Raw genomic sequence first — 11,758 nt, forward strand, 5'->3', positions numbered from 1 at the left:
ATCGACATAATTTTAAAAAACTTAATATTTAGATTAAAAATCTATATTTTCTTGATAAGCAAAAAGTGTTCTCAAAAAGTTTAAAATTAAAAAATTTCAAACTTTTTGAATAATTTTTCATCATTTGGAAGTAAATTTTTAGCAATAAGTCTATCTATAACTTCTTTGGAGCAATTTGTCATTAAAGGCCATTCTTTATGGTAATCTTCTAATAATCCTTTATTTGTCGCATCGATTGCAATGCAATCTTTTTTAATAAATATATCTCTTTTTGCATCAATATTATTTACCACGCGCCAAATTAGCATATAAGGATTTTCTAAAATAGCATCTATATCCAAGAAAACTAAGATTCTAAAATGTTTTTTACAAGTTTGTAATTTTTCAAAAATTTGAGTAATTTTTTCTTTTTTATCAATTAAAATTACACAAATTGGAGCAAAGGTTTGGGTGTAAAACTGCTTTAATTTTAAAATACTTTGATCTTTTTCTTTAAAAAGCGAAAGCAAGGTTTCATCGCTTAGAATTTCAAGCTCGACTTTTTTCTCATCACCACACGCATCAAGCCCTGCTTTACCACCATAACAATAAGTACTTGAAGCATGATCAAGCTGATCGCAAATTCCTTCACTAATAAGTAATTTTTCTTCATCAAAACGATTAAGTATATAAGGTATGAGTTTGTCATAATCTTGCAAGTAAGGTGCATTTTCATCAACAAAAATAGCATGTTTTACAAAACTCATTTGCCCTACTCCCCAAAAAGTATGCATGACTTGTTTTGCATGAGCTGGGTATTTTGCTTCTATTTTAGCCAAGATTAGATTATGAAAAACCCCGTTTTCAGGCATGTTATAATCTATCAAATCAGGCGCGTTTGTCTGAAGTAAAGGTAAAAAAATTCTTTCTGTGCCAAGCCCCATGTATTTATCTTCTAAAGGTGGTTTTCCCACAACAGTAGCTTGATAAATCGCATTTTTTTTAGCAAAGATTTTTTCTACTTTTAAAATAGGACAAAGCTCAATCGGAGTGTAAAAACCCGTATGATCTCCAAAAGGTCCCTCAGGTGCAAATTCATTTGGATCTACAAAGCCTTCAATCACAAAATCACTATCATAAGGCACATAAAGATGATTGCTTTTACATTTTGCCAAAATTACAGGTTTTTTCTTGATAAAACCATAAAGTAAAAGTTCAAAAATTCCTTTTGGTAAAGGTGCTTGAGCACACCAAATATATAAAGGATCTCCACCTATAGCTATGCTTACTGGCATTTTTTGATTTGCTTTTTTATACTCATGAAAAAAATGGCTCGCATCTTTATGAATTTGCCAATGCATAAGCAAGGTTTTTTCATCAACCACTTGCAAGCGATACATTCCAAGATTATTTTGTTTTCCATCTAAGCTTTGAGTGTAAACTTGCCCCATGGTAATAAAAGGCGCAGCGTCTTTTTCCCAAGTTTTTAAAATAGGCATATCATATAAAGAATTTAAGCTTTTGTAGTTAAATTCTCCATCTTTTTTAATGCGTTTTGGTGGGATATTTTTTAAATCAAGTAAGGTTTTGAAAAAATTTAATTTTGCTCCAAAACTTTGTGGTATATGCATTTTAAGTAAAGAACTAATTTCTTTAGCTACTTCCTCATAGTCTTTCCCAAATGCCAAATTTAAAGCTTTTTTATTACAAAAAGTATTTAAAAGTACGGGATAATCGTATTTTTTACCATTTTTTACTGCATTAGTAAAAAGTAAGGCTTTTGAATCTTCTTTTTTAACTTCTATATAAGCTAAATGTGCCATTTCAAGATCAACATCAACAGGTTCATGGATGGTTTTTAATAAATTATTTTTTTCTAAAAGCTCTATGAATTTTTGCATTTATATCATACTCTCTGCTTCTTTTAAAATTTCTTTTGCGCCTTTTGCTATCATTTCTTTAGCTAAAAGCTCGCCTGTATTTGCGTAATCTTGTTTATTAATCACTCTTTTTTCTTTGAGAATTTTACTTGCATCAGGTAAGCCTACTATGGCGCGAATTTCTATTTTTTCATCAATGATTTTTGCATTAATTCCTATAGGTACTTGGCAGCCACCTTCTAGAGTTTTTATAAAATCTCTTTCTATATGGGTTTCTATGAAGGCATTTTCGTCATTTAAGCATTCAAGGTATTTTAAAATTTTCTTATCATCAATGCTTTCTATGCCTAAGGCTCCTTGGGAAGCAGCAGGTATCATCTCATCAAGTTCAAAAGCCCTAATGTATTTTATTTCTTTATCCAAACCTAAGCGTTTAATACCAGCTAAAGCTAAAATAATAGCGTCAAATTCTTTGGCTTTAAGTTTTTCTAAGCGTGAGTTAATATTACCTCTTAGAGAAATGATGTTTAAATCAGGTCTTAGTGCTAAAAGTTGCATTCTTCTTCTAAGACTTGTTGTACCTACTTTTGCACCTTTTGGAAGGGCATTTAAGTCTTCATAATATTCACTCAAAAAAGCATCATTTACTACCTCTCTTTTTGAAATAGCAGCTAAAACCAAACCTTTTGGGAAAAAACTAGGCACATCTTTTAAACTGTGCACAGCTAAATGCGAATCGCCTCTTAACATACTTTCTTCAAGCTCTTTTGTGAAAAGTCCTTTTCCACCTATTTTAGCTAAAGGTGAATCAAGTAAAACATCACCTTTAGTTTTAAAACCCTCTAAAGAAATTTCTAATTCAGAATGTGTTTGTGATAGTTTATTTTTTATATACTCACTTTGCCATAATGCAAGTTGGCTTTTTCTTGTTGCGATAATTAATTGCATTTTTTATGCTCCTGTATGATTTCTACATCTATGATTTCTTCTTCATTATTTGTTTGATGATGATATTTTCTTTTTTGTTTTGTAAAAAGTTTTAGTGCCATCATAAAAAATAAAAGCAAAATTCCTAAAAATGTACTTAAAATTCCTGGTATTAAAAGTAAAATTCCTACTATAGTTAAGGAAAATAATTTAATCATACCAAATAAATTCGTGTTAGTATTTTGCATAGTAATGAGATTTGTCCAAGTCTTTGCTAAAAACATTGCTCCTAAAAACATACTTGCAAAAACTATCATAAAAAAATTTAAAAAACCAAAAAAGGCTATAAATAAAATACTAGCAATTAATTCTAAAATCAAAAATGCACTTATATTTATTCTTGCTATCATAGAATTTTCTCTAAGTGTGAAATTACTTCTTGGGTTTTTAAAACTTGTTTTTCTAAGGTATTTCTATGGATTAACTCTACTTCATTATTTTCTAAGCCTTTGCCTATAACTAAAGCATAAGGAAAGCCCATTAATTCAAAATCATTAATCTTTACACCAAAACGCTCATTTCTATCATCAAATAAAATTTCTTTATCTCTAAAATGAGTGTAAATTTGCTCAGCAAATTCCATAGCTTTTGTATCTTTTATATTAGAAACGATGATATCTAAAACAAAAGGAGCTAAAGTTTTATTCCAAATACAGCCTTTTTCATCATGGCTTGCTTCTATGGCAACCGCAACCAAACGACTAACACCCATACCATAACAACCCATAGTGAAAAATTGAGCTTTACCATTTTCATCTAAATAGCTTGCATTCATTGCTTTTGAGTATTTATTTCCAAGTTTAAAAATATGCCCTACTTCAATACCTTTGCTTTGCTTAAGCTTGTGTTGGCATTTTGGACAAAGATCATGCTCTTTAACTGCCGCAAGATCTTTAAAGCGCTCTTTATTTAAATTTACAACATTGATTCCGACTAAATGATAATCTTTTTTATTTGCTCCAATAATCATATTTGTTTCATTTTCAAGCTCATGATCAATATAAAAATCAACTCCATTTAATCCTACAAAACCGATAAATCCTGGCACTAAACCTGCTTTTTCTAATTCTTCTTCACTTACATCAACTAATTCTAGTGCATTTGCCGCATTTAGTGCTTTAACTTCTTGTAATTCATCATCACCGCGTATAAAAAATACTACAATTTTTTCTTCATTTTCATAAATAGCTTTTTTAGCAATAGCTTTAATAGTATAGTAAGGGTTAATTTTAAAAAATTCTGCTAATTCTTCTATAGTTTTTACATTTGGAGTGTGAAATTGTGTAGCAAAGTCAGCTTCTGGTCTTTCATCTTCGCAACTTTTTTTAGCTCTTTTTGCTGCTTCAATATTTGCAGCATAATCACAATGCTCACATAATAATATATCATCCTCGCCATTTTTAGCCAAAACCATAAATTCTTTTGAACCGCTTCCACCAATAGCCCCGCTATCAGCTTCAACAGCTCTAAATTCAAGTCCTAATCTTGTAAGAATTTTACTATAAGTTTCATACATAAGATTAAATTCTTTGTCTAAATCAGCTTCATTAGCATGAAAACTATAACCATCTTTCATTAAAAATTCTCTACATCTTAAAAGTCCAAATCTAGGTCTAGCTTCATCTCTAAATTTAAGTCCTATTTGATATAAATGTAAAGGAAGTTGTTTGTAAGAATTTATTTTATTTCTTACTAAAGCCACCATAGCTTCTTCATGAGTTGGCCCTAAGACAAAATCATTTTCTTTTCTATCTTTAAAGCGTAAAAGCTCTTTGCCAAAAACATTAAATCTTCCACTTTCTTTCCAAAGTTCAGCTGGAGTATTAAAACTTAAATTTACTTCTAAAGCTCCCGCTTTATCCATTTCTTCTTTGATGATATTTTTAATCTTATCTAAAACTCTTTTTCCTAAAGGTAAAAAATTATACAAACCACTTCCAATTTGTTCTACAAAGGCACCTTTAACTAAAAATATATGACTTGGTAAAGTAGCGTCTTTTGGATTTTCTTTTGTACTTATGGCATAAAATTTACTAAATTTCATGATTATTCTCCAAATTAAATTCACATTTATAAAGGTTTAAACCTTCCATATTTTCATTTTTTAAATCAAACACATAACGCATAGCATTAACTACTGAATCATTTTGCATAGTTCCACTTAGCTTTTTTAAATTTACACTAGGATGATGTAAAAAGGCATTCATTACTTGTCTTATAAGCTTTCTTGCTTCTTCATGGTTTGAGTGTTTTAAATATCCTTTATCTATAGCCTTTTGTAATTGTTCTTTAGCGATTTTATCAGCTTGTAAACGTAGTTGTTTCACTAAAGGTAAGGTTGCTAGTTTGCTTAGATGTTGAAAAAATTCATTTGTCATAGTTCCTACTATAGAATAAGCGATTTGGGCTTGGTGTTCTCTTAGAGTTAAATTTTTTCTTACAACTTCTTCTAAATCATCAACAGCATAGACTATATTTTTTTCATTTGCTTTTACATCAATATCCCTAGGCACCGCTATATCAAAAAAATATCTTTTATAATCTTTTTCTTCTAATAAATCATTAGTTATAATAGCATGCGGAGCATTTGTGGCGCTAAAAAATATCTCATATTGATTTAATGCTTCTTTTAAATTTGCAATACTTTCACAACTTGCATTTTCACCCAAATCCTCACAAAGCTTTTGGGCATTTTGTATATCTCTATTTAATATTAATACTTTGGCCTTAGCATTTAATAAATGCTTACAGGCTAGTTCGCTCATTTCCCCTGCACCTACTACAACTGCAGTTTTATTTTCTAAATTTAGGAGTTCTTTGGCTTTTGCTACTGCTACTGAAGCAACTGAAATAGGATTTTTAGAAATTTCGGTTTGATTTCTAACATTTGCTGCACATTTAAAAGCATAATGCACCGCTCTAGTTAAATGCACACCACATCTTTGCTCTTGCAGGGCAAATTTATAAGCATCTTTTAATTGTCCAGCAATTTGTGTTTCACCAATAACCAAACTATCAAGCGAACTTGCTACGGAAAATAAATGATGAATAGCTCCACTGTCTTCGTAAAAATCAGCCTTAGTGCTTAAATTTTCTTTATCAACTCCACAAAGCAAACTAAGTGTTTTTAAAATATGCTCATTAATGCTTTCAATATTCCCAACAAAAAGAAAAATTTCAACCCTATTACAAGTACTAAGTACTAGGCTTTCTAAAATTTTATTATTAGTATGGATTAACTTTAACAACTCTCTTTTTTTATCTTCATTAGAAAAGGAAAGTTTTTCTCTGGTAGCAATATCTGTATTTTTATGTGTAAAACTGATACAATAATAATGCATTAAAATTCCCTTTCTATCATACTTTTGATAATATCTTCTAAAACTTTTATATTGTATTTTTTTATAGCGTTTAAGGCGTTATTTGCATAAGTATTTAATTCTTGGCCAACTTGATTAAAAATTCCATATTCTTGCATTTTATTTTTAATCCAATTAAGCTCATCCGCACTTAAATCTTTCTTATAATAAGACTTAAGTATTTCTTGATCTTGTGGATTTAATTTTTCACATAAATACATATAAGCAAGAGTAGTTTTACCTTCTTTAAAATCATTCATAACTGGTTTTCCCAAGGTTTGTTCATCGCCTTTAATATCTAAAATATCATCTACAATTTGAAAAGCCAAACCCAAATTTTTACCATATTCTGCAAAATCATTTTCATCTAAACCGGCAAGTATTGCTCCGCATCTTGCACTAGCTTCGATTAAAACCGCTGTTTTATTATATATCATTTGCAAATAAGCATTTTTATCAGTATTGAAAGTTTCACTTAAATTTACATCCATTAACTCGCCAACAGAAAGCATTACAACGGCATTAGAGATAATTTTTGCTAATTTTAAATCAATCAAAGAAAGTTCATAGAAAGCTTTTGAATATAAGATATCTCCAAGCATGATGGCATTTTTGGCTCCAAATTGTGCATTAATAGACTTTACGCCTCTTCTTAATTTTGCCTCATCAATCACATCATCATGCAATAAACTTGCAGCATGAATTAACTCTATAATAGCACAGATTTTATAGCTAATATCACTTTCTCCAGCTATTTTTAAAAGTAATTTTGAGCGTAATTTTTTACCACCTTGAAGTTTTGAACTCATGATTAAAATAGGCTTGTAGTTTAGCTCGGATAAAAATTCATGCATATATTGATCGATCTTTTGCACCATGTTTTCCTTAGTTTTCTTATAATTGTATTTTATTAAATTTTACTTTAGTTTTGGTTAAGATTAGCTTTTCTAGGGTCTAAAAATTCTATTTCTAATCTTTTATCTCTATCTTCTATATATATAGTAAAAATAGCTTCACCTTTTTTAAAATCACTAAATTCAAGTATTAGTCTTGCTCTATCTATATGAGGGTTTTTATAATCAGGCACTAAGGTTTGATCAACCCAATTTAAATTTCTTCTTAAAGACATCACAAATTGTCTAGGGTATTTTTTATATCTTGAATGAACAATGATATTAGTTTGATCAAACAAAGTCCATGAAAAGTCAAAATAATAAATCTCATCAGGATAGTCAATTTCTTTTATTTTTACACTTGCTTTTTCATCTTTGTTTAAAGTAAATTTATAAGTATAATCAAAAAATACTTCAGCCTTTAAAAAATTAAGCATCAAAAATAAAGATAAAAATAAACGCAAAATCAACCCTCATGCCCTAAAATTTCAGCACTTAAACCTATATAAAAATCATTTTTTCTCTCATCTATTAAGAGTGAATTTTCCATTTGAAATTGCGCTACATCAGCTTCATTTAAATTATTTTTTTCTAAAAGCTCTATCATAGCAATATGATCGGCTAATAATTTTTCTAAAACATTTTCCAATGCCCCTAAATTTGCATATTTTATTGTTTCGATAAATTTTTCTTTAGGGTTTTTTGCAAACATTTCATCAAAAATATCCATTTTTCAACCTTTCATGTGAGTTTGAATTTTTTCTATTAAAGTGGTTTTATCGTTAGCTTCATCTAAGTTTTTAATTTCTTTATGCCAAGAAATATGTATATAATCCATTTTAGCATTCTTAGCACAAAGTCTATCTTTTAAGCTATCGCCTATAAAAACACTTTTTTCATATTTTGCTTCATCTGCGATTAATCTTAGCATCATAGGATCAGGTTTGGCTTCTATACCATAACTAACACCTAATATTTTGTCAAAATATGAAAGAATGTTTTGTTTTTTTAAAATAGGCACTAAGCTTTCTTGAGGTGCATTAGTAGCTATAGCTAAATAGCAATCATTTTTTTTACAAAATTCCAAAACTTCAAGCACACCATCAAAAAGCACAACACTTTGATTATAATGCTTAATAAAATACTTCTCATAACCTTCTTTAAAACTAGTATGTGAGTAAGTATCAACCCCGTAAAAAATCTTAGCATAATTTTGTCCAGGAGTATTGATAGTATCTAAAACAAACTCTCTTTTTAAAGGTTCTAAATTTAAATCTGCTCTTATTTCATTTACTGCACACACTATGGCATTGGCACTATCTATAAGCGTGCCATCCATATCAAAAATCACATTTATCAATATTCATCCTTAAATTTAATTTTATGTTTGTCTTTTTTGTAACTTTGATTATTTTTTAACTTATATAAGGCATTAGCTTTTGAAGCTAAGGTTTTTTGATCTAAACTCTCATCTAAGCATTCATTTACAAAAAGCTCCAAAGCCTTAGTATAGGTAGAATCCAAAAACACTGCTTGAACTTTTTCAAAGATTTTAGCATTTTTTTGCACTCTTTCTCTAAAAAGTGTTAAATCAAAATCTTCCCTTTTTAAAGCACTTACAGCAGAATTAGCAAATTTTTCTAAAGCTCTTACATATTTAACCCTTAAAGCTTTTTCATCGTTTTTCATTCTGCTGCACTTGTATTAATTCTACATTGCAATGCTTCTTGTACTAAATTTCTAGCAATTGAAGCTTCAGCATCTACAATATGCAAATGTTTATCAGTATGTGGGAAAATGATCTTAGCACCTGTACCACTTGTTTTTAAAACCGTTTGTATAGGTTTGTTAAAATTAGAAAGCACTTGGTAAAGCATATCAAGTTTAGCTTCATTGCTTATGGTTATAATAGCAACTGAGCATTCTTCTATATTGGCTACCTTTAGTGTTTCTACTTGTGCAACATTTGCAAAAAATACATTTTCATTTCTACTACGCCCAAGCTCAACTAAATTTAAATCACTTTCTAAAACTAGATATGGAATACCTGTTTTTTTAATCTTTTGCACTACTTCTTGGCCTAATCTTGCATAACCAAAAATAATAAAATGATCTTTCATTTTTTGATCGCATAGATAAAATTTAGCCATATCATTTTGTTCGCCTTCAGCTACATTGGCTATTTTTCTAAGATTATTTAAAATAAAAGGGGTTGCAACCATGGTGATGATAGAAACTATAATAAAAATTTGTGCTGTTTTTTCATCTAATAATGAATTAACTTGCATTAGTGAAAACACTGCTAGTGCAAATTCTCCAATTTGAGAGATACTCAAGGCGGTTTTTAAAGCTACTCTTTTTCTTGTATAAAGAGCTAAAAGTCCATAAATTACAACAAATTTTACCAACAACACTAAACTTACAAAAACAAAAATCAAAAACCAATTTTCAAAAACTATGTAAAAATCAATTTGCAAGCCAACGCTAATAAAGAAAAATCCTAAAAGTAAATCTCTAAAAGGAACCAAGTCTGCTTCTATTTTATGTTTATATTTAGTTTCAGCTATCAAAGCTCCAGCTATGAATGCTCCAAGCGAGTATGAAAAACCAAAAGTATGTGCTAAAAAGCTTGCTCCTATAACAGTAAAAAGAATGGTAGCAATGAAAATTTCATTTGCATTAGTCTTAATGATAAATTTTAAAACATAAGTAAAAAGGTATTTACCTATAAAATAAAGCAAAACAAGCAAAATCATAGCACTGACTAAGGTTGTAAGTAAAAGTTTTGAAATATCAGCATTTTGAGAGCTAAATATATCAATCATTAATAGCAGTGGTATTACGGCAATATCTTGAAAAAGTAAAATTCCCAAAGCTTTTCTACCATATTCTTCATTAATATCACCGCTATCATTAAGTATTTTTAAAACTATAGCAGTGGATGATAAAGCTAGAGCAAAACCCGCTATCATTGCTATATGGTTTGCTATACCTAAAATATAAGTTACAAGTAAAGTACAAACCAAGCCACAAGTTAGCATTTGCAAACTTCCATTTAAAAACACTTCTTTTTTCATTGCTAAAAGATGTTTAAATGAAAATTCAAGCCCTATGGTAAACATTAAAAAAACTATACCAAACTCAGCTACATGGATAATGATTTCATTGGTGCTAAAACCATAAAATTCACGTACAAATAAACCTGTAGCTATATAGCCTATAATAGTTGGAATACCAAATTTTTTTAAAATTACATTTAAAATTACAGCAAAAGCAACTGCAACTAAAAAGACATTTAAAAACTCTTCCACTAATTAGCCTTTTTTATTCTATTATTTCATTTTTTCTAAAAAAATTAAATCAAAATTACTTCTGTGTTTAACCACTGCTCTTGATTTTGAAGGATTATCTCTTCTATCAAGTTCTAGTCTTAATTCTTCGATAGTATTTTCAAATTCATCAATTTTTGTTTTTAGTTTCAAAATCACATCAACACCAGCTAAATTAACTCCAAGATCTCTTGTTAAACGTAAAATCATTTTAATTCTATCTATATCTTTTTGAGAATATAGTCTCATTTTGCCATCAGTTCTACTTGGCTCAACCAAACCTTCTTTTTCGTATTGTCTTAGAGTTTGTGGATGTATGCTTAAAACCTTTGCAACAACACTTATAAGATATACTGGTTCATCATAACTATGCTCCATCACTCGCTCCTTTTAAGGTAATTTTTCTTCTAAAATTTTTATAATTTCAGGGTCAAGACTATTAATATCAGGTATTTTTACATTCAAAATTAAATACATATCCCCATAAAGATCTGTTTTTCTATTTTGTACCCCATAACCTTTAAGTCTGATTTTTTGATTGTTTTTTGAATTTGGCGGTATGGTGATTTTAACTTCTTTTCTTGGGGTATACACGCTGATTTTATCTCCAAAAAGTGCTGTTTTTAAGCTAATTTCAACCTTTTTGTATAAATCATCATCTTCTCTTTCATATTCATCGCTTTTTTCAAGCTCAACTTTTAAAATCAAATCTCCTTTTTGCCCTTGAAAGCTTTTTCCCTTGCCTCGTATGCGTAGCTTTTCGCCATCTTTTATTCCATGTGGAATTTTGATTTTAACTTGTTCATTATTGATACTTATAGTATGTTCGCCACCTAAAATTCCTTTTTCAAAAGGAATTTTAACACTTGCTTGCAAGTCTAAATCCTCTTCAAACCCCCCAAATCCTCCAAAACCACTTCTAAAACTATTACTAGAGCTAAAACCTCTGCCAAAACCCCCAAATCCTCCACCAAAAATATTATTCAAAATATCATTAATATCAGCTCCACCTGCATTTCTTGAAAAATCATGAAAACTTTGCCCGCCAAACATAGAATCACCATATCTATCATATTGAGCTCTTTTTTTCTCATCACTTAAAATCTCATAAGCGGCATTGATTTCTTTAAATTTTTCTTCAGCACCTGCTTCTTTATTGATATCTGGGTGATATTGTCTTGCTAATTTTCTATAAGCTTTTTTTATCTCATCTGCGCTAGCATTTTGCGAAACACCTAGTGTTTCATATAAACTATTACTCATTTATTATCCCTTATTTTTTATAAGATTATATCATAAACTTTAGTCTTAGTCAATCAACTTTTATAAGT

At 29.4% G+C, this 11,758-nt stretch carries 13 protein-coding genes; all 13 read right to left on the bottom strand.

Translation table 11 applies throughout. The annotated features are described in order from the left end of the window. Positions 1–86: 86 nt before the first annotated feature. The 13 genes from EL235_RS04050 to EL235_RS04110 are packed head-to-tail and all read right to left on the bottom strand — an operon-like array spanning position 87 to position 11,690. On the bottom strand, positions 87–1,880 hold the full coding sequence (locus EL235_RS04050) for a menaquinone biosynthesis decarboxylase (protein ID WP_126340861.1): 1,794 nt from the start codon (positions 1,878–1,880) through the stop codon (positions 87–89). Then, positions 1,881–2,807 (bottom strand): hydroxymethylbilane synthase, encoded by a 927-nt coding sequence (gene hemC, locus EL235_RS04055; protein ID WP_126340862.1) that lies wholly within the window; start codon positions 2,805–2,807, stop codon positions 1,881–1,883. After that, positions 2,798–3,196 (bottom strand): FxsA family protein, encoded by a 399-nt coding sequence (locus EL235_RS04060; RefSeq protein WP_087684698.1) that lies wholly within the window; start codon positions 3,194–3,196, stop codon positions 2,798–2,800. Before EL235_RS04060 ends, hemC begins: the two co-directional genes overlap by 10 nt. After that, on the bottom strand, positions 3,193–4,893 hold the full coding sequence (locus tag EL235_RS04065) for a proline--tRNA ligase (RefSeq protein ID WP_126341192.1): 1,701 nt from the start codon (positions 4,891–4,893) through the stop codon (positions 3,193–3,195). Before EL235_RS04065 ends, EL235_RS04060 begins: the two co-directional genes overlap by 4 nt. Further along, complete coding sequence (gene hemA, locus EL235_RS04070; protein ID WP_126340863.1) at positions 4,880–6,187, bottom strand: glutamyl-tRNA reductase; 1,308 nt, start codon at positions 6,185–6,187, stop codon at positions 4,880–4,882. The genes EL235_RS04065 and hemA overlap by 14 nt, the downstream gene beginning before the upstream one ends. Continuing rightward, positions 6,187–7,080, bottom strand: a complete 894-nt coding sequence (locus EL235_RS04075) for a polyprenyl synthetase family protein (protein ID WP_114640770.1) — start codon at positions 7,078–7,080, stop codon at positions 6,187–6,189. Before EL235_RS04075 ends, hemA begins: the two co-directional genes overlap by 1 nt. A 47-nt stretch (positions 7,081–7,127) precedes the next feature. After that, positions 7,128–7,535 (bottom strand): exporting protein, encoded by a 408-nt coding sequence (locus tag EL235_RS04080; protein WP_069106963.1) that lies wholly within the window; start codon positions 7,533–7,535, stop codon positions 7,128–7,130. 29 nt (positions 7,536–7,564) lie between these two features. Next, positions 7,565–7,828: a DUF2018 family protein gene (locus tag EL235_RS04085; RefSeq protein ID WP_039626083.1), complete on the bottom strand. Its 264-nt coding sequence runs from the start codon at positions 7,826–7,828 to the stop codon at positions 7,565–7,567. Between the two features lie 3 nt (positions 7,829–7,831). Next, positions 7,832–8,458, bottom strand: coding sequence for an HAD family hydrolase (locus tag EL235_RS04090; protein ID WP_114640317.1), 627 nt, complete (start codon positions 8,456–8,458; stop codon positions 7,832–7,834). Further along, complete coding sequence (locus EL235_RS04095; protein WP_039626086.1) at positions 8,455–8,787, bottom strand: hypothetical protein; 333 nt, start codon at positions 8,785–8,787, stop codon at positions 8,455–8,457. The genes EL235_RS04090 and EL235_RS04095 overlap by 4 nt, the downstream gene beginning before the upstream one ends. Then, complete coding sequence (locus EL235_RS04100) at positions 8,784–10,409, bottom strand: cation:proton antiporter domain-containing protein (protein WP_114640318.1); 1,626 nt, start codon at positions 10,407–10,409, stop codon at positions 8,784–8,786. The genes EL235_RS04095 and EL235_RS04100 overlap by 4 nt, the downstream gene beginning before the upstream one ends. A 21-nt stretch (positions 10,410–10,430) precedes the next feature. Continuing rightward, positions 10,431–10,805 carry a heat shock protein transcriptional repressor HspR gene (locus EL235_RS04105; RefSeq protein ID WP_039618318.1) on the bottom strand — a complete coding sequence of 125 codons (375 nt, stop codon included), beginning with the start codon at positions 10,803–10,805 and terminating at the stop codon, positions 10,431–10,433. A gap of 12 nt (positions 10,806–10,817) precedes the next feature. After that, entirely contained in the window at positions 10,818–11,690 is an 873-nt protein-coding gene (locus EL235_RS04110; RefSeq protein ID WP_126340864.1) for a DnaJ C-terminal domain-containing protein, read from the bottom strand. Positions 11,691–11,758: the final 68 nt, after the last annotated feature.

The organism is Campylobacter lari (genome assembly GCF_900638335.1).
Classification (GTDB): Bacteria; Campylobacterota; Campylobacteria; order Campylobacterales; family Campylobacteraceae; genus Campylobacter_D; species Campylobacter_D lari_E.

What these genes read in the sequence shown, in the direction of transcription:
- EL235_RS04050 (WP_126340861.1), bottom strand. Translation starts at nt 1,880, where the DNA reads ATGCAAAAATTCATAGAGCTTTTAGAAAAAAATAATTTATTAAAAACC.
- hemC (WP_126340862.1), bottom strand. Translation starts at nt 2,807, where the DNA reads ATGCAATTAATTATCGCAACAAGAAAAAGCCAACTTGCATTATGGCAA.
- EL235_RS04060 (WP_087684698.1), bottom strand. Translation starts at nt 3,196, where the DNA reads ATGATAGCAAGAATAAATATAAGTGCATTTTTGATTTTAGAATTAATT.
- hemA (WP_126340863.1), bottom strand. Translation starts at nt 6,187, where the DNA reads ATGCATTATTATTGTATCAGTTTTACACATAAAAATACAGATATTGCT.
- EL235_RS04080 (WP_069106963.1), bottom strand. Translation starts at nt 7,535, where the DNA reads ATGCTTAATTTTTTAAAGGCTGAAGTATTTTTTGATTATACTTATAAA.
- EL235_RS04085 (WP_039626083.1), bottom strand. Translation starts at nt 7,828, where the DNA reads ATGGATATTTTTGATGAAATGTTTGCAAAAAACCCTAAAGAAAAATTT.
- EL235_RS04095 (WP_039626086.1), bottom strand. Translation starts at nt 8,787, where the DNA reads ATGAAAAACGATGAAAAAGCTTTAAGGGTTAAATATGTAAGAGCTTTA.
- EL235_RS04105 (WP_039618318.1), bottom strand. Translation starts at nt 10,805, where the DNA reads ATGGAGCATAGTTATGATGAACCAGTATATCTTATAAGTGTTGTTGCA.
- EL235_RS04110 (WP_126340864.1), bottom strand. Translation starts at nt 11,690, where the DNA reads ATGAGTAATAGTTTATATGAAACACTAGGTGTTTCGCAAAATGCTAGC.